Origin of the sequence: Spongiactinospora sp. 9N601 (genome assembly GCF_044326295.1) — a bacterium.
GTDB lineage: Bacteria > Actinomycetota > Actinomycetes > Streptosporangiales > Streptosporangiaceae > Spongiactinospora > Spongiactinospora gelatinilytica.
Genome location: NZ_JBIRBB010000006.1, coordinates 301155 through 319138, shown reverse-complemented (window position 1 = coordinate 319138; position 17984 = coordinate 301155). Strand labels below are relative to the sequence as shown.

13 protein-coding genes are annotated in these 17984 nt (G+C 73.8%); 8 read left to right on the top strand and 5 right to left on the bottom strand.

Going from position 1 to position 17984, the window contains the following annotated elements:
- Positions 1–57: 57 nt before the first annotated feature.
- Both ACH34R_RS16435 and ACH34R_RS16430 read right to left on the bottom strand, forming a co-directional pair.
- On the bottom strand, positions 58–2373 hold the full coding sequence (locus tag ACH34R_RS16435) for a M28 family peptidase (protein ID WP_397562282.1): 2316 nt from the start codon (positions 2371–2373) through the stop codon (positions 58–60).
- Positions 2374–2718: 345 nt separating this feature from the next.
- Complete coding sequence (locus tag ACH34R_RS16430; protein ID WP_397562281.1) at positions 2719–5574, bottom strand: AAA family ATPase; 2856 nt, start codon at positions 5572–5574, stop codon at positions 2719–2721.
- 154 nt (positions 5575–5728) lie between these two features.
- Between ACH34R_RS16430 and ACH34R_RS16425 the strand changes: the two genes are divergently transcribed.
- Positions 5729–6715: a sulfotransferase family protein gene (locus ACH34R_RS16425; RefSeq protein ID WP_397562280.1), complete on the top strand. Its 987-nt coding sequence runs from the start codon at positions 5729–5731 to the stop codon at positions 6713–6715.
- A gap of 30 nt (positions 6716–6745) precedes the next feature.
- Here ACH34R_RS16425 and ACH34R_RS16420 read toward each other — a convergent pair whose 3' ends face one another.
- Together ACH34R_RS16420 and ACH34R_RS16415 are read right to left on the bottom strand one after the other, a co-directional pair.
- Positions 6746–7657 (bottom strand): hypothetical protein, encoded by a 912-nt coding sequence (locus tag ACH34R_RS16420; protein ID WP_397562279.1) that lies wholly within the window; start codon positions 7655–7657, stop codon positions 6746–6748.
- 161 nt (positions 7658–7818) lie between these two features.
- Entirely contained in the window at positions 7819–9180 is a 1362-nt protein-coding gene (locus ACH34R_RS16415; protein WP_397562278.1) for a lanthionine synthetase LanC family protein, read from the bottom strand.
- A gap of 231 nt (positions 9181–9411) precedes the next feature.
- On the opposite strand from ACH34R_RS16415, the gene ACH34R_RS16410 reads away from it, so the two are divergent.
- From ACH34R_RS16410 to ACH34R_RS16390, 5 genes are read left to right on the top strand one after another with little or no spacing between them, the layout of a single operon-like run.
- Entirely contained in the window at positions 9412–10977 is a 1566-nt protein-coding gene (locus ACH34R_RS16410; RefSeq protein ID WP_397562277.1) for an NAD(P)-binding domain-containing protein, read from the top strand.
- Positions 10974–12089 (top strand): alpha-hydroxy acid oxidase, encoded by a 1116-nt coding sequence (locus ACH34R_RS16405; RefSeq protein WP_397562276.1) that lies wholly within the window; start codon positions 10974–10976, stop codon positions 12087–12089. The genes ACH34R_RS16410 and ACH34R_RS16405 overlap by 4 nt, the downstream gene beginning before the upstream one ends.
- Complete coding sequence (locus ACH34R_RS16400; RefSeq protein ID WP_397562275.1) at positions 12086–12763, top strand: sulfotransferase family protein; 678 nt, start codon at positions 12086–12088, stop codon at positions 12761–12763. Before ACH34R_RS16405 ends, ACH34R_RS16400 begins: the two co-directional genes overlap by 4 nt.
- Positions 12760–14127, top strand: coding sequence for a cytochrome P450 (locus ACH34R_RS16395; RefSeq protein ID WP_397562274.1), 1368 nt, complete (start codon positions 12760–12762; stop codon positions 14125–14127). Before ACH34R_RS16400 ends, ACH34R_RS16395 begins: the two co-directional genes overlap by 4 nt.
- Positions 14128–14165: 38 nt before the next feature.
- Positions 14166–14684 (top strand): DUF2087 domain-containing protein, encoded by a 519-nt coding sequence (locus ACH34R_RS16390; protein WP_397562273.1) that lies wholly within the window; start codon positions 14166–14168, stop codon positions 14682–14684.
- 12 nt (positions 14685–14696) lie between these two features.
- On the opposite strand, the gene ACH34R_RS16385 is transcribed toward ACH34R_RS16390, so the two are convergent.
- The gene (locus ACH34R_RS16385; protein WP_397562272.1) at positions 14697–15362 is read right to left on the bottom strand and encodes a GntR family transcriptional regulator; all 666 of its coding nucleotides are present in this window, start codon (positions 15360–15362) and stop codon (positions 14697–14699) included.
- Positions 15363–15540: 178 nt separating this feature from the next.
- On the opposite strand from ACH34R_RS16385, the gene ACH34R_RS16380 reads away from it, so the two are divergent.
- Together ACH34R_RS16380 and ACH34R_RS16375 are read left to right on the top strand one after the other, a co-directional pair.
- A complete protein-coding gene (locus ACH34R_RS16380) occupies positions 15541–16803 on the top strand; it encodes a CaiB/BaiF CoA transferase family protein (protein ID WP_397562457.1) in 1263 nt (420 codons plus the stop codon).
- Entirely contained in the window at positions 16800–17972 is a 1173-nt protein-coding gene (locus tag ACH34R_RS16375; RefSeq protein ID WP_397562271.1) for an acyl-CoA dehydrogenase family protein, read from the top strand. The genes ACH34R_RS16380 and ACH34R_RS16375 overlap by 4 nt, the downstream gene beginning before the upstream one ends.
- Positions 17973–17984 lie beyond the last annotated feature (12 nt).

Here is a 17984-nt window from a genome sequence, read left to right as displayed (position 1 = left end):
GGGTCGCCGCCCCCAACCCGGAACGACACAGCCGAAACCCGACGAGGGCGGGGGCGGTCAGAAGGTGTAGGTGCGGGTGACCGCGGTGAGGTCGCCGTCCTCACGGGTGGCCGTTACGAGGCCGGGAGGGCGGGGCTGGAAGCCCGGGACGGTGGTGAGGCCGTCGGTCTCGGCGATGGCGGTGAGGCGGACCGGGCCCGTGCCGGCGACGCGCACGGTGAGGCGGGCGCCCCGGGCGGGGATGCCGCGGAAGCGGATCTCGGCGGGCCAGGTGGCGGTACGCGTGCCGGTCACCGGGACGGCGGCCGAACCGAAGCCGGCGGCGGACGCGGTGACCCGGGTGATCGGGCGGTCGAGCCGGATCGTCACCGAGCGGGCGCCCTTCCCCGCGCTCACCTGCAGTGTGAGCGTGTCGCCGTGGCGCTCCAGCAGGGTGACACGCGGCCCGTCGGCGGTGATCGCGGGGGCCGGACCGGTCCACAGGGTGCCGCGCGCGTAGCCGGGGGGCAGCCCCGAGGTGTCGTGGCCGGAGACGTATCGCCGGGTCCACTCGGCGGGGTCGGCGTCGGCGCTGACCCAGTGCGCGGCGCGGGTGCCGGCGTCCATGACGTACGCCAGGTGGGTACGCCCCGGGTGATCGGCGTCGAAGCGGTCCGCCGCCAGGCCCGTGCCGGCCAGGACGAGCGCGAGGACGGCGGCGGCCACAGGAACGGCGGCGGTGAGGCCGCGCCTGGCACGGACGCCGGGATCGCCCTTGAACAGCTCCGCGACCGGGAGCACGGTCAGCCCGAACAGCGCGAGGACCAGCGCGCTCGCCCCGCCGAGCGCCAGCCCCATCCCGTCGAAGACGTTGCGGGCCAGCGAGGGCAGCAGCATGGCGGCCACGGCGGGGCCGGCCGTCGCGGCCCCCACCCGCGCCCAGGCGGGCCCGCGCAGCAGCACGGCCACCGCCGCGCCGAGCGCGCACACCAGCGCCGGGAGGGTGAGCAGATACGCCGCTCCCGGGACGAACCAGGCGCACGCGAGGCCCAGCCCGGCCGGCCAGACCAGCGCGCCGGCCACCATCGCGGCAGGGCCCAGCGCGCGGCGCAGCGAGAGGTACCAGCCGAGCACCGCCGCCGCGGCCAGGCAGGCCACCGCCGCCTGGAACGGCAGCGGGCGGTGCAGCAGCCCGCCCATCATGTCGTAGGCGGGCCGCCAGGCCACCAGCAGCGACCACAGCCCCTGCGCCAGGGCGGCCGAGGCCAGCAGCGGGACGACGGCCGAGACCGCCGCCAGAGCCAGCCGGGGCAGGCTCAGCGACCGCCTGACCCGGCACAGCGCCACCAGGCCCGCGACCGCGAGGACCGCCAGGACCGCCAGCGGCAGCACCGCCCCGCCGGGATAGGCGATCACGGCGCCGAGGGCCCGGAAGTAGGTGAGGTCGTGGCCGGTCGCCAGCGCCCGCAGGTCGGCCCCGCCCAGGCCGCGGGTCAGCGCGAGCATGTTGACGCCGTGGTGTTGCAGGCTGCCGCGGTCCAGGTTGGCGATGGAGTCGGCGGCGGTGTGGTAGTGCGCCGAACGCTGGATGTAGGCGAAGTTGAGGCCGCTGAAGCCGGCCGCGGTCAGCGGGGTGAAGTCGGTGTTGTTGGGCAGCAGCCGGTAGAGCGCGGCCATGGAGGAGTCGCCGCGCGGCGCCGGGACGGCGTCGAGGAACGCCTTGACCAGCCCGGCGTTGTTGGTGGAGGTCTCGAACATCAGGGAGGGCCCGCTCACGCCCCTGGCCTCCCAGTTCAGCAGCACCCCTCCGGCCCGGCCGAGCGGGTGCAGGCGGGCGAACGCCTCGGCGCCGAGCACGCCGTCCTCCTCGCCGTCGGACATCAGCAGCACGAGGTCGTTGCGCAGGGTGCCCCCGGCGCGGAGCGCGCGGACCGTCTCGACCATAGCGGCCACCGCCGCGCCGTCGTCGGACGCGCCCGGCCCCATGGACGCCGAGTCGTAGTGGGCGGCCAGGAGCACCGTGCCGGTGGGGTCGGTGCCGGGCAGCCGCGCGATGATGTTGTCGACCTGGCCGAACGATGCCAGCCCGGCCGCCGGCGCGGCCCCGACGGCCCGCTGGACCTCGACCTGCAGGCCCGCGGCCCGCAGCCGCCCGGTCAGGTAGTCTCGGGCCCGGTCGCCCGCCGGGCCGCCCAGCGGGCGCGGCCGGTCGGCGAACTTCCGCAGGTGGACCAGCGCCCGTTCGGCGCTGAACTCTCCGGCGGGCGCCGAAGCGGGCAGGGGTTGCATGATGCTGTCGGTCATCGCGGCCAACATGATCACCGCGGCCAGGGTGACGAGCGCCGCCGGCCCCGCGAGCCCCCTCCTCGGAATGTCGAACATCTTCGCGGTCATGACCGGCAACGCTAGATCGGCCCGGCGGCCCACGGTATGGGGTACATCTCCGGGTCCACCTGTGGTTTTCCGCACCCCCGGGGTGGGCGGCGAATGCCCACCCTGTTGGGAACCGTCCGGTTTGCTGGAGTTCTTCCAGGAGGTGTCCGGCCGGGGAGAGGAATCTTAAGTTTGGGCCTGGCGCGGGACCGAAACGCGAGTTACGTTCATCTCGCTGCGGCCGTCACCCCCCGTAAGAAGCCGGCGACAAGGCCGCGTGGCCTGGGCGTACGGCTTCCGCCCGGCCGCGCGGCTCCGGGGGCGACTCCGTCCCGCCCGCCGTGGGAGCACGGGGCGCACCCGGAGTCATGCCCGCCGGTTGAGCACGGTCACCACGCCGACCCTGGAGCTCACGCCCAGCTTGGTGAACACCCGCGACAGGTGCGTCTCGACCGTGCGAACGCTGAGGTAGAGCTTCTCGGCGATCTGCTGGTTGGTCTGCCCCTGGGCGACCAGTTCGGCGATCTCCATCTCGCGCGGCGACAGGCCGAGGTCGGTGCTGCGGCCGGACGGCCGCGGGGCGGCGCCCACGCGGACGCCGAGACGGCGCTGTTCGCGCAGCGTCTGGGCGTACAGGTTGCGCGCGCCGCAGGCCTCGAAGACCTCGGCGGCGGATCGCAGCCGCGCGCGGGCCGGCTTGCGCTCGCCCGCCTCGCCGTGCGCCACGCCCGCGACGAGCAGCGCGCGGCCCGCGTCGATCCGGCGCTCGGTGCCGAGCAGCGCGGCCGCCTCGCCGGCGAGCACGGCCGCCGCCGCGGGATCGCCAGGGCGTACGGCGTGCGCCCGCGCCAGCCTGGCCAGCCCCGCGAACGTGGGCAGCTCCGGCCGCGCCAGGTTGTCCGCCCGCCCGGCCCACACCGCGGCCTCGTCCGCCCTGCCGTCCCCGGCCATCGCCTGCGCCAGCGTCTCACAGCACCAAAGGAGCGTGCCGCGGTCCAGGCGCGGGGACCTGAACCGGTCGCACGCCTCCAGCGTGACCGCGGCCCCCTCCTCGACCCGGCCCGCGTTGATCAGGGCCAGGCCCCTGGCGTGGGCGGCCATCGCGCCCCACACCTCGCCGCCGCCGACCCCGGCGCTCACCGCCTCGTCGGCCGCGCGCAGCGCCTCGTCGTCCTCGCCCGCCCAGGACGCCGCCAGGCACTGCTGGGTGAGCGCGAAAACGAGCTGCTGCCCCGAACCGAGCAGGCGGGCGTCCTCGACGGACTCCTCGGCGGTCGTGCGCGCCTCGGCCAGGCGGCCCACCATGGCGAGGGTCCTGGCCTGCCCGGCGAGCAGGTTGGTCAGGATGTACGCCTGCCCGGTGGCGCGGGCGATGGCGGCGGCGCGGTCGAAGTGGCGCAGCGCCCCGGCGTAGCGGCCCATGCTCCACTGCGTCCAGCACAGCCAGGCGACGGCGTCGAGCCATTCGGCCAGGTGCTCGTCGGGTGCGATCTCCAGCCGGCTCTCGGCGATCTCGATGTACTTGACGGCCTCGGTGATCCGGCCCGCCGCGTAGGCGGGCATCGGCCGCATCGCGGCCACGCCGGTGGCCAGGCCGGGCTCCCAGTCCTCGGCGGCGTCGGGCATCAGGTCCAGCACCGCCTGGGCGGCCCGGAAGTCGACCCGCATCAGGCTCTCGGCCACCAGCCGCATCCGCAGCGGCACCGCCTCGGCCGCCTGCGGGTTGGGCATCTGGCGCAGCTCGTCGAGCAACAGCGCGCGCGCCTCGTGCGGCCGGTCGAGCTGGCGTTCCATCAGCGCGCACAGCCGGGCCGCGCGGGCCCTTCTGGCGTAGTCGTCGGCCGGGAGCAGCCGGAGCAGCTCGCGGGCGGTGTCGCGGCCCTCCGCCAGCCGTCCGCTGACGCTTTGCACGTGGGCCAGTTCGAGCAGCAGCTCCAGCCGTTCGGGGGTCTCGGGCAGCAGCCGCAGGGCCGCCTGTAACCAGTGCGCGGCCGTCAGCGGCGCTCGGGCCGCGACCGTGCGGGCCGCCTCCACGAGGGTGTCCACCGCCCGCCGGTCGCCGAACGTGCCCGAGCGCTGCACGTGGTGGGCCCTGGCGACGGCGGGCGCGCCCAGGGCGGCGAGGTGGTCGGCGAGCCGCGCGTGCGCGGCGTAGCGCCAGCCGGGCGCGGCCGAGGCGTAGGCGGCGCTGCGCACGAGCGGGTGGCGGAAACGGAACCTGGCCGCGTCGGCCGGGCGCGCCACGTCGCGGGCGACCATCTCGTTGAGCGCCCGCAGGACGTCCGGCTCGGGCATTTCCGCGGCCACCGCCACCAGGGCCGGCTCGAACTCGTCGGCGGTCACCGCGGCGGCCTGGGCGACCCGCAGCGCGGCCGGGGCGAGCCCGCTCAGCTCGACGTCCAGGGCGGCGCCCGCGGCGGGCGGCAGCTCGGCCTTGCCATCCTCGATCGCGATCGGGCCGCCGCTCAGCCTGGCCAGCGTGTCCAGGTAGAACGGGTTGCCCCCGCTGGCCTCGTGCAACAGGCGCCGCACCGGCAGGCTCACCTCGGGCCCGAGCAGCTCGTCGGTCTGTTCCCGCGACAGCGGGCCGATCTCGACGCGCTCGCCCTTCCCGGCGACCGCGGCCAGCCGGGGCGCCGCCTGCGCGGGCCGGAACGCCACGGCCAGCAGCACGCCGCCGCGCGGCGGGTGGCGCACCAGGTGGTCCAGCAGCTCGACGGTGGTGGCGTCGGCCCAGTGCACGTCGTCGAGGATCAGGGCCAGGCCGTCGGGCCCGGTCAGCTCCTCCAGCAGCAGCCGGACCGCGCGGTAGAGCCGGTAGCGCCCGAGACCGCTCAGGTCGTCGGCCATCGGATGCCCGGGACCGCCGGGGGCGGCGTCGGCGAACGCCGGCAGCGCGGCTGCCAGGAGGTCCATCTGGGTGGCGGGCAGCCGCTCGGCCAGGGCGGCTGCCTGGGGCTCCAGGTGGTCGTCCAGGGCGTCGATGAGCGGGCTGAGCGGGAACTCCTGCTCGAACTCCGAGGCCCGGCCGGCGAGGGTGGTCAGGCCGCGCCGCCTGGCGAGGTCGGCGAGCACGCCGAGCAGGCGGCTCTTGCCCACGCCGGGGTCGCCCACCACCGCCACGAAGCGGAACCCGCCCTCGGAGGTCTCCTCCACGACGCGCGCCAGGGTGCGCAGCGCGTCTTCCCGCCCTACCAAGGCGGCACCGACGCGTGGCTGCATGGGGGGCGTCCTTTCCGTGGGCGCGTGGACCGCGGCCGACGCTTCATCATCGCGCGTCTTAGGGGTTTTCGTCAGCCCATTGCTCAGCGGTGGTGAGCAGGTATATTTGCTCCTTATTAAGTAGGTTTTACGGGTTATCCTCTGAGGACGGCCGATGCCCCTGCCCGACTTCCTCATCGCCGGCGCCCCCAAGGCCGGTACGACGGCGCTGCACTCCGCACTGGCGAGGCACCCCTCGCTGCACATGTCCGCGGTCAAGGAACCGAAGTACTTCCTCACCGACGGCCCGCCCCCGAGCCGGGGCGGCCCCGGCGACGTCCGCACCTACCGCGAGCACGTCTGGCGCAGACAGGACTACCTGGCCCTGTTCGAGGGCGCCCCGCCGGGCGCGCTGACCGGCGAGTCCACGCCGTTCTACCTCTACGACCGCGAGGCGCAGCGCCGCATCCACGCCGCGATCCCGCACGCCCGGCTGATCGTGGTGCTGCGCGACCCGGTCGAGCGGGCCCACTCCAACTGGACCCACCTGTGGTCGGCGGGCCTCGAACCGCTCGGCGACGTGGTCCGGGCCTGCGCCAGGGAGCCCCAGCGGATCGCCGCGGGCTGGGCCCCGTTCTGGCACTACGTCTCCCTGGGCAAGTACGGCGAGCAGCTACGCGATCTCTACACGCTGTTCCCCCGCGAGCAGGTGCACGTCTTCCGCTACCGCGACCTGGTGGACACGCCCGCCGCCACCCTCGACCGGATCTGCGCCTTCCTGGGCGTGGAGCCGGGGATCATCTCCGAGGTGCCCCGCGAGAACGTCACCGCCCACCCCGAGGCCACCTTCACCCATCGGCTGCTGTCGGGGTCGCTGCGCGCGTGGTCGGCGCTGCCCGGGCGGCTCGGCGGGACGCTGGCCGAGTCGCTGGAGGACCGGCTCCAGCAGCGGGCGCGCGCCCGCCGTCCGCTCACCTGGGACCAGCGGAGCGCGCTCATCCCGTTCTTCGCCGCGGACATCGAACTGCTCCAGCAGGTCGCGGGTGAGGACTTCGGGGACTGGGTGCGCCCGCGCGAGCGGTCCGGCGGGCTGGTGGGGGCCCGGCCGCAGGGCCAGCGCCAGGCCCGCAACGGCCGGCCGCGCGACCCCGGCCCCGGCTGAACGGCGAGCCCCCGGCGGGATCGGCGCCCCTCAGCGCAACTCGGTGCGCAACTCGTGCGCCCCGTCCGCGCGCGCGTACTCGTAGTACAGCCGCCGGTGCCCGTCGGGGAGGTCGACGACGTCCAGGTAACGCAGGCCGCCCGCGCCGTGCGGGGAGGCGGCGGCCGGACCGGCCTCCAGCGGGACGAGACCGGCCGGGTCGGTGCCGACGGCCAGGCCGGTGCGCTCCTCGTAGTTCTCCGCCGCCGAGGCGCGCCCGTCGTAGGCCGCGACCAGGGCGTCACCGGCGAAGGTGACCGCGGTGACCCGCGCGCCGCGCGCGTCCCACTCGCCGCGGACGCCGGTCAGCGCGGTGCCGTGCCAGGTCCACTCCAGCCCGTCGGCGCTGGTGGCGTAGTCGGTGACCATGCGGTCGGCCTCGTCGGGGTCGGTGAGCGGGTGACAGGAGGCCCACAGGTGCCAGATGCCGCCCCGCCGCATGATCACCGGGTCCTTCACGCCGGTCTTGGCGTCGCCGGGCAGCACGACCCGGCGGGTCCGCGGGTCGAAGCCCGCGGGGTCGGCGGCCTCCAGCATCTCCACGCGCCAGTGCTTGGTGCCGTGCGTGGCGCAGCTCAGGTAGATCCGCCAGCCGCCGCCGGGCAGCCGGACCAGCGCGGGCCGTTCCAGGGACTCCGCGTCCATCTCCTCGCTGGGGATGGTGAGCAGGGTCTCGAAGCGCACGCCGTCTCGCGACCTGGCGATGGCGACGGCGTGGCCGCGCCCGTGGCCGAGCGGGCGGCGCAGCCGGTAGGCCAGATGGATCAGGCCGTCGCTCGCGACCGCGCTGGCGGCTCCGGCCCAGTATCCCGGCTCCCGCCGCTCGGGCTCGACGGCCACGACCGAGCGGCGCGGATCCGGGACCATGGCGAGGACCCTCGGGTCGTTCTCTCCGATCAACACGGCCCCGACGATAGACGGAGCCAGGTGTTCGCTCATGCGGGATGCACCAATCATGGTCTCGGCTTCGACCGACCTTGGTCCACATACCCTACTTGAAAAGTCGGTTGGATCGGAAATTGACCCGCTCTGTCAGAACGCCTCCGCCCGAAGCCGCGCGCGGCTCAGGCGCGCGAGGCGGGCAGCGCGATGGCGGGGAACGGATTGTCCGGCAGCAGCACCAGGCGAGGCGTCTCGCCCGGGGAGTCGGCGGCGTGCAGGTGGAGCAGCGCCGAGCCGATCCCGGCCGCGCCGACCATGTAGCCGGTGTCGGCGGTGACCTCCCAGGGCCGCAGCCGCCGGTATGCCTGGTACCAGCGGAAGCCGACGCCGTCGTGGCCGGTGGCCGCGTCGATCAGGTGCTCGGCCACGTCGCGGGCGAAGGAGAGGTACGTCTCGCGCCCGGTCGCGGTCCACAACCCGGCGAACAGCTCCAGCAGCCCCGCCGCGCCGCAGCACTGACAGGTGACGTTCCAGTAGCCGGGCGACTGGCGGTACGGCGCGCCGCTCTGCACGATGCCACCGGCCAGCCGCTCGACCCAGTCGAGGTCGCCCTGGTCGCCGGTGACGCGGTACAGCTCGTAGAACATCCGCGCCACGCCCGCCGAGCCCGAGCAGAAGCCCAGGTAGTGCAAGGTCCGTCCGTGCGGCACGTGGTGCGGCACGAGCGCGAAGCGCCCCGACACGGTGCTCACCGCGCGGACGAACTCCGCTCCCCTGCGGGCCGCCTTGAGGAATGCGGCCTGCCCGGTCACGCCGTACATGCGGGCCATCAGGAAGGCGGTGCCCGCGGTGCCGGACAGGAAGCCCGGGGTGACCGCGTCGGCCGGGAGCCCCGCGCAGCCCTCCTCACCGAACCGGTGGCCGGGCACGACCAGGTCGGCGATCCGGGCCGCCGCCTCCACGGCGGCCTCTTCGTACCGGGGCACACCGTGGATGCCCGCCGCGTGCAGCAGCGCGAGCACGATGCCGCCGTCACCGCTCTGGGCGGGATCGCCGGTCCAGCCGGGGCCGCCGCGGAAGGAGCGGACGCCGGCCACGATGCGGTCGGCCGCCGCCCGTGAGGCGTCCTCGAACGACTCGTCGCCCGTCACCCAGCCCGCCTCGGCCAGGGCGAAGGCGATGCCGGCCAGGCCGTGGTAGAGGGTCAGGTCGTGGCCGGAGGCGGCGGCGCGCTCGGTGGCGAGCGCGGCCAGGCCCCTGGCACCCGCCCGGGCGTCGTCCAGATAGGACTCATCGCCCGTGGCGGCGGCCAGCTCCAGAAGGAACAGCACGATGCCGGCCGCCCCCGCGTACAGCGAGTGCGAGGGACCCGCCGCGGCGGACCGGCCGCCCGGGTCAGGGTTGGCGCGCCAGGAGAGCACCCGCGGCTCGGCGGCGCGATGGGAGGACTCCTCCACCGCCGCGGAGCGGATCCACCGCCCGGCGAGCACGGCGGCCTCAAGCGGGGTGCTCCCGCGCGGCCACGTCGGCCCGTCCGCAGTCATGTCCCTCCCGCCGCCGAATACCTACTTATAATGTAGGTAATACATGGTTTGACGTCAACGCCCAACGGAGAACGACGTACGCGTCCACCTTACGCCCGGCGCACACCCGGCCAGGGCGTCACTCCACGATGCCCTGGATCGTTATCATCCCGGTGAATCCAGAGCGTCCCGTCTCCCGTATTACACCTGCACACAGGATCGGTCATATGGGTCTATAACGGGAGACCGCCCATGGATGTGGACTACCTGGTGATCGGAGCGGGACCGGCCGGGCTGCAGCTCGGCTACTTCCTGGGGAAGGCAGGGCGCGAGTACGTCATCCTGGAGGCCGGAGCGACCCCGGGGACCTTCTACCGGACCTACCCCCGCCACCGCCGGATGATCTCGATCAACAAGCCGCACACCGGCTGGAGCGACCCGGAACTGGCGCTGCGCATGGACTGGAACTCCTTGCTCAGCGACGACCCGGAGCTGCTCTTCACCCGCTACACCGAACGCTACTTCCCCGACGCGGGCGACTACGTCCGCTACCTCATCGACTTCGCCAAGGCCCACCGCCTCCCGGTCGTCCACGACTGCCCGGTGGAGCGGATCGAGCGCGAGGACGACGGCTTCGCCGTCCACGCCTCGGGCGGCCGGGTCTTCCGCGCCAGGCGCGTCGTGGTGGCCACCGGCTTCGGCCGGCCGTACCTGCCGCCCATCCCGGGCATAGAGACCACCGAGCCGTACGGAGAGGTCTCCGTCGACCCCGACGACTTCACCGACCAGCGGGTACTGATCATCGGCAAGGGCAACTCCGCCTTCGAGACCGCCGACAACCTGGTGGAGAAGGCCGCCGTGATCCACCTGGCCGGCCCGGAGTCGATCAAGTTCGCCTGGCGCACGCACTTCATCGGCCACCTGCGCGCCGTCAACAACAACTTCCTGGACACCTACCAGCTCAAGACCCAGAACATGGTCTTGGACGCGACGATCCAGGACATCGAGCAACGAGATGGCGAATATCTGGTCACCATGGCGTACGCGCGCAGGGACAAGGTCGTGCGGCTGGCCTACGACCGGGTGATCACCTGCACCGGCTTCGCCATGGACGGCTCCATCTTCGGCCGGACCTGCCGCCCGCAGACCGCGATCCACGGCAGGTTCCCCGCGCTCACCCACGAGTGGGAGTCGGTGAACGTCCCCGGGCTCTACTTCGCCGGGACGCTCACCCAGGTCCGCGACTTCAAGAAGTACACCAGCGCCTTCATCCACGGGTTCAGGCACGGCATCCTCGCGCTGACCCGCGTCCTGGACCAGAAGTACGAGGGCGTCCCGTGGCCCGCCGCGCAGTTGCCCGCCGAGGCCGGCGCGGTGACCGACGCCGTGCTCGCCCGGCTCAACCGCTCCTCCGCGCTGTGGAGCCAGTACACCTTCCTGTGCGACCTGATCGTCCCCGGGCCCGGCGGGACGGTCGGCTACCTGGAGGAGGTGCCGGTGGACTACGCGCGGGCCAGGGGCGACCGGTCCTGTTTCGCGGTGACGCTGGAGTACGGGGCGGGCCACGACGCGATCGACCCCTTCGACGTGGCCGTGGGCCGCGCCTGGGAGGCCGATCCCGGCCACGAGGACCGGTACATGCACCCGGTCATCCGTCACTACCGCAACGGCGAGCAGGTCGCCGCCCTGCACCTCGCCGAGGACATCTACAACGACTGGACCAGCGAGGACGAGCACCGCGCCCCGCTGCGCTCCTTCCTCGACCACTTCCTGGTCAAGGCGACGGCCTGCCGCCCGGCCAAGGCGGCGCGGACATGACGGCTCCGAGCCTGCCGCACGGCGCGCCGGTCAACGTCCGCGAGTTCGAGCAGGCGGCCCGCATGGTGCTCGACCCGGTGCACGACGACTACGTGCGCGGCGGCGCCCAGGACGAGGTGACCGTGCGCGCCAACGAGGCGGCCTTCGCCGGGCTGTGCCTGGTCCCCCGGGTGCTGCGCGGCGCGGGCGAGCCCGTGCTGCGCACGGCCGTGCTCGGGCACGAGGCGTCGATGCCGGTGGTGATCGCGCCCACCGCCTTCCACCGGCTCGTCCACCCCGACGCCGAGCGCGCCACGGCCAGGGCCGCCGCCGCCGAGGGCGTCATCATGATCGCGGCGATGCTGTCCACGGTGGCGATCGAGGACGTCGCCGCGGAGGCCCGCAAGGCCGCCACGGACCCCTGCCTGTGGTTCCAGCTCTACCCGCAGCCCGACCTGGGGTTCACCCGGGCCATCGTCCAGCGGGCCGAGGCGGCCGGGTGCCGCGCGCTCGTCGTCACCGCCGACTCCCCCGCGCTCGGCCGCGCCGAGCGCAACGACCGCAACGACTTCCACGACCTGCCGCCGGGCCTGCGCTGTGAGAACCTGCGCGAACTTCGCGGCGGGGAGCCGGGGTCGGTCCGCCAGGTGGTGCTCTCCCCGGAGATCTCCTGGCGGCACGTGGAGTGGCTGCGGGAGACGACGGACCTGCCGATCCTGGTCAAGGGCGTGCTGCATCCCGCGGACGCCGCCCTGGCGGCCGATCTCGGCGTGGACGGGATCATGGTGTCCAACCACGGCGGCCGGCAGCTCGACACCACCCCGCCGACCATCGCGCAGTTGCCGCGGATCGCCGAGGCGGTGGCGGGCCGGGTGCCGCTGCTGCTGGACGGCGGAGTACGGCGGGGCACCGACGTGATCAAGGCCCTCGCGCTGGGCGCGGCGGCCGTGGGGATCGGCCGCCCGGTCATGTGGGGCCTGGCCGTGGCCGGCGAGGACGGGGTGAGCGCGGTCCTTTCGATGCTGCGGCGGGAGCTGGCCAACGCGCTCGCCCTGTGCGGCTGCGCCGGCCCCGCGGACGTCCCCCGCGACCTGGTGATGGACATCTCGGCGAAGGAAGGATGCGCGCGGTGAAGGTGATCGGGGCGGGGATCGGCCGGACGGGGACGCTGTCGCTGAAGGCCGCGCTGGAACGTCTGGGCTATGCCCCCTGCTTCCACGGCAGGCACGTCCTGGACCACCCGGAACGGCTCGCCGCCTGGCAGGCCGCCGCCGACGGCGAGCGGGTGGACCTGCCCGCGCTGTTCGACGGTTACGCCGCGAGCGTCGACTGGCCGGGCGCGGCGTTCTGGCGCGAGCTGGTGGCGGCCTATCCGCAGGCCAAGGTGATCCTCACCGTCCGTGACTCGCAGAGCTGGTACGACAGCGTGGCCAAGACGATCTACCCGATGTTCGGCAGTTCGGCCGACCCCCGCGCGGCCGAGGCGCTGCGCGTGGTGCCCGGCCTGGACGTGATGACCGACTTCACCCGGCGGCTGATCTGGGACGGGCCGTTCTTCGGCGGTCGCTTCGAGGACCGCGACCACGCGATCGCCGTCTTCGAGGAGCACAACGCCGCGGTGCGCCGGGAGGTGCCCGCCGAGCGGCTGCTGGTCATCGAGCCGGGCTCGGGGTGGGAGCCGCTGTGCTCCTTCCTGGGCGTCGATCCGCCGGACGAGCCGTACCCGCACCTGAACGACCCCGGCCGCTTCTGGGGGCGGGTGGCCGCGCGGATGGCGGAGTCGCAGGCGAAGGCGGGCGGGCGATGATCTTCCGGGCGGCCGCCGCCGCGGGGATCCTCAGCCTGCCGTACTGGCTGCCCAGGGCGGTGGTCGCGCTGCGAGTGCGGATCTTCACCGCGGTCAACGGGCGGCAGGGCGTGCCGATCCCGGGCGACGTGGTCCCGGTGTCGCGGTTTCGCGAGGTGTACTCCCACCCGGCGGCGGACGGGCGCAGCCGGGGCGCGGCCCTTTCCGACCTGTTCTGGTACTGGCTCGCCCCCGGTTCCCACGTCCACCAGGAGCACCTGGAGCCGGGCGAGCGGTACGACGAGGTGGCGCGTACGACCCGCGGAATCATGTCCATGCCGACCGCCGAGGCGGAGGAACTGGCGGCGCGCTGCGTGGCGCGGGCCGTCGCCCGGCTGCGCCGCCCCTCGACCGTGCGGCTGCGCGACCTGATGATGCCGGTCTGGGCGGAGTTCTTCTACGAGGTCGTCTTCGGCGAACGCTGCCCGCCGGAGGCCCGCGACCTCATCGTGGCGCACGCCGACGACGTGGTGACCTCGCTGAAGTGCTGCGGCCTGCGGCACATGCGCGTCCGCGACCGGCTGACCTGCTACCTGCTGGGCGCCCTGGACCGGGTGCCGCACCGGCTGCCGAGCCGGCTGACCCGCCGCGAGCAGGCGTACTATCTGCAGGGCGCGTTCTTCAACACCGGCGTCGTGCAGCAGGCGGAGGCCACCGCCCACCTGATGATGGTGCTCGCCGCCCACCCGGGCGTCCAGGCGGAGCTGGCCGAGGCCGACGACCGGCGGTTCGACCACGTGATCGCCGAGACCATGCGGCTCTACCCGCTGTTCGGCGTCGCGCACCGGATCACCTCGGCGGACATCGAGGTGGACGAGGCCACCACGTTGCCCGCGGGCTCGGTGCTGTGCTTCAACTACCCCGAGTTCCACCGCACCGGGTACGCCGAGCCCGACCGGTTCGACCCCGGCCGCTGGGAGGCCCTGACGGCCAGGCACGCCAACCACATCCCCTTCGGGATGGCCGCCAACCGGCCCTGCCCGGCCTGGCACCTGGCCCCGGCCGCGCTCCGGGGCGCCGCCCGCGAACTGCTGCGCACGCTGTCCTTCCACACCACGGCCCAGCACACCCGCTCGCTGCCCAACCGGGGGCCGTGCCTGGTGACGGCGCGCGGCGCCCGCCCCCGGGCCGGTGAGCTGACCTGGATGCGGATCAAGGACAGGTGGGAGGACGTTTGGCGCAGCCCGCTCCAGCTCGTCCTCGGCACCTATATGGTGCTGGACGCCCGGCGCAAGGGGCTGTGCCGCCGGTACTTCGCCCGGACGGCTGATCCGGTGAAGGGCCCGGCGGAAAATGAGGCGACGGGGCGATGCCCGCGCCCGTAGGGTCGGGACGTGATCCACGAGTTCTCCCCGCGCCCGGCATGACGGAAGCCGATGGTGAGACCAGGCGCGTCCTCGGCCTGCTGTCCCAGCCCGACACCCTGCGGGTGCTGTCGGCGCTGGTGCTGACCGGGCGGGCCGCCGACGCCGGTCTCCCGCCCGCCCGGACCGACCGGGCGCTGCGCCGCCTGGCGCGCGGCGGGCTGGCTGAGCCGTCCGGCGACGGCTGGCGGCCCATCCCCGGGCGGTTCGCCGAGCTGCTGCGCACCACCGCCGCTCCCGCCGCCCCGGCCGATCCGGCAGAGCGGGTGCTGCGCCACTTCCTGGTCGAGGGCAGGCTGCGCGAGATCCCCGCGCGGCGGGAGAAGCGCCTGGTGGTGCTCCGGCACATCGTCACGCTCTTCGAGCCGGGCGTGCGCTACCCGGAAAAGGACGTCAACGTCGTGCTGCGCGCCTTCCACCACGACTTCGCCGCGCTGCGCCGCTACCTGATCGACGAGTGCCTGCTCAGCAGGGCCGGCGACCTCTACTGGCGCAGCGGCGGCCCGGTGGAGGTCTGAGCGCGGCCCCGCTCAGGAGTCGCGGCGGGCGAGGAACTCGCTGAACGCGCCGACGGTGCCGGTGCGGTGGTCGTCCAGCCGCCGCACCAGGGCGTCGGCGTCACGGGCGCGCACCGCCTCGATGATCCCCCGGTGCTCGCGGTCCACCCGCTCGCGGTTGCTCTCCTGGCCGTAGTACAGCGAGCGGTAGACGTCGGTGGCGTCCCACAGGATGTTGAGGAACTTGCACAGCCTGGCCATCCCCGCCGCGTCGATCAGGGTGAAGTGGAAGCGCCGGTTGGCCGCGGCCATGGCGATGATCTCCCCGGACTTGGCGGCGGCGACCACGTCCTCGTGCGCCTCCTCCAGCCGCTCGATGTCCTCGTCGGTCATCTTGTCGATGGCCCGGCGGACGGCCTCCTCCTCCAGGATCTGGCGCAGCCGGTAGACCTCCAGGAAGTCTTCGAGGGCCAGTTCGGCCACCATGTATCCGCGCCGGGGCCGGTAGATCACCTGGCCCTCGCCCTCAAGGATCTTCAGGGCCTCGCGGAGCGGCACGCGGCTGACCCCGAGCTGCTCGGCGAGGGCGTCCTGCCTGATCGGGCTGCCGGGCGCGAGCCTGCCGGTGAGGATGGCCCGCCGCAGGTGGTCCAGCACGTACTGCTGAGTGGTCTGGGGTGGTCCTGACGTGAAGCTCATCGGGGTGCGTCTCCCCCTTCGGGTCAGGCGTGATCATACCGTGGGCGGTGAGCCGAGGAGGCTATTGCGCTAGGATTTTGGATCCAATATAAATTCTAGCAAGCCGCGGCGACTTGCCCGCCGCGACCCAATGACCGAATCTTATTCTGGATGATCAGGGACGATCCGGGAGGTAGCCATCAGCCGACCATCCGACAACGGTGACCGTCCCGCGCAGGCGGCCCCGCCGCTCGCCGGAGTGCGGGTGGCGGACTTCTCCCGCGTGCTGGCCGGGCCGTACGCGACCATGCTGCTGGCCGAACTGGGCGCCGACGTGATCAAGGTCGAGCACCCCGTACACGGCGACGAGACCCGCTCGTGGGGCCCGCCGGAGGCCGGCGGCGAGGCCGCCTACTACCTCGCGGTCAACCGCAACAAGCAGAACATCGCGCTGGACCTGAAGCACCCGGACGGCCGCGCGGTCGCGCGGCGGCTGTGCGACGGCGCCGACGTGATCATCGAGAACTTCCGGCCCGGCGTGGCCGACCGGCTGGGCATCGGGTACGAGACGGTACGGCGGAGCAACCCCGGCGTCGTCTACTGCTCGATCACCGGATTCGGCGGCGCGGACCGGCCCGGATTCGACGCCGTCGTCCAGGCCGAGAGCGGCCTGATGCACATCACCGGCGAGACCCCGACCAAGGTCGGCGTGGCCATCGCCGACGTGCTGGCCGGGCTCAACGCCGCCGTGGCCATCCTCGGGCCGCTGCACCGGCGGGCGCTGACCGGGACCGGCTGCCGGGTCGAGGTCTCCCTGCTGCACTCGGCGCTTTCCGGACTGGTCAACGTGGCGCAGAGCGCCCTGGTCACCGGCGAGGAGGCCGGGCGCTACGGCAACGCGCACCCCACCGTCGTGCCGTACCAGACCTTCAGGACCGCCGACGGGGAGATCACCGTCGCGGCCGGGAACGACGGCCTCTACCGCGCGCTGTGCCACGCCATGGGCCGCCCCGACCTGGCCGAGGACCCGCGCTTCGACAGCAACCCCGGACGGATCGTCAACCGCGACGCGCTCATCACCGAGCTTGAGGCCGCGTTCGGTACCCGCACCGCCGGGGAGTGGACGAGTGTGCTCACCGAGGCCGGGGTGCCGGTCGGCAAGATCCGCGGGGTGCTGGAGGCCATCCGCGCCGCGGACGAGCCGGCCACCGTCACCGTCGCCCACCCGACCGCCGGGCCGCTCGAACTCATGCGCACCGGCTTCGCGGTCGGCGGCTACACGCCCAGGACGGACCCGCCGCCGCTGCACGGCCAGCACACCAGGCGGCTACTGGCCGAACTCGGCCTGACCGAGGCGGAGATCAGCCGCCTGGAGCAGGCCGGGGTCGTCCGCCAGGCCGCCGATCCGCCCCTGCCACACTCGACACCGCCCGACCCGTCCGTGCCCAAGGAGAGCAGATGAACACGCCCGACCCACACGACTTCCTCGCCGTGGACCGCGACCTTTCCGAAGAGGAACGGGCGATCCGCGACACCGTCCGCGACTACTCGCGGACCGAACTGCTGCCCCACGTCGCCGACTGGTTCGATGAGGGCACCATCGCCGACCCGCGCGGCGTCGCCAAGGGGTTCGGCGCGCTCGGGGTGTTCGGCATGCACCTGTCCGGGTACGGCTGCGCCGGCACCAACGCGGTCAGCTACGGCCTGGCCTGCCGGGAGCTGGAAGCGGTGGACAGCGGGCTGCGCAGCTTCGTCTCGGTGCAGGGGTCGCTGGCCATGACCGCGATCCACCGCTACGGCAGCGAGGAGCAGCGCCAGGAGTGGCTGCCCCCGATGGCGGGCGGCGACGCCATCGGCTGCTTCGGGCTCACCGAGCCCGACTCGGGCAGCGACCCCGGTTCGATGCGGACCCGGGCCAGGCGCGACGGCTCGGACTGGGTGCTCAGCGGCACCAAGATGTGGATCACCAATGGGTCGATCGCCGACGTGGCGATCGTGTGGGCGGCCACCGACGAGGGCATCCGCGGCTTCCTCGTGCCGCGCGGCACGCCGGGCTTCTCCGCCAACGTGATCCACAAGAAGCTCTCGCTGCGCGCGTCGATCACCTCGGAGCTGGCCTTGGACGAGGTCCGGCTGCCGGACGCGGCCCGGCTGCCCGCCGCCGAAGGGCTGCGCGCCCCGCTGTCGTGCCTCAGCGAGGCGCGGTACGGCATCGTGTGGGGCGCGGCGGGCGCGGCGCGGGCGTGCCTTGAGGCCACCCTGGACTACACGGGCAGCCGGGTGCAGTTCGGCCGGCCGATCAGCGGCTTCCAGCTCACCCAGCGCAAGCTCGCCGACATGCTGGTGGACGTCAACCAGTCGATGCTCACCGCCCTTCAGATCGGCCGGCTCAAGGACGCGGGGCAGGCCCACCACTCCCACATCAGCTTCGGGAAGATGGCGAACGTCCGCGCCGCCCAGCGGGTGGCCGCGCTCGCCCGGGGCCTGCACGGAGCCAACGGCGTCACGCTGGAGTACCCCGTCATGCGGCACATGGCCAACCTGGAGTCGGTCGCCACCTACGAGGGCACCGAGGAGGTCCACGCCCTCACCCTCGGCCAGACGCTCACCGGCGTCCCGGCCTTCCGCTGACGCCCGGCGGGG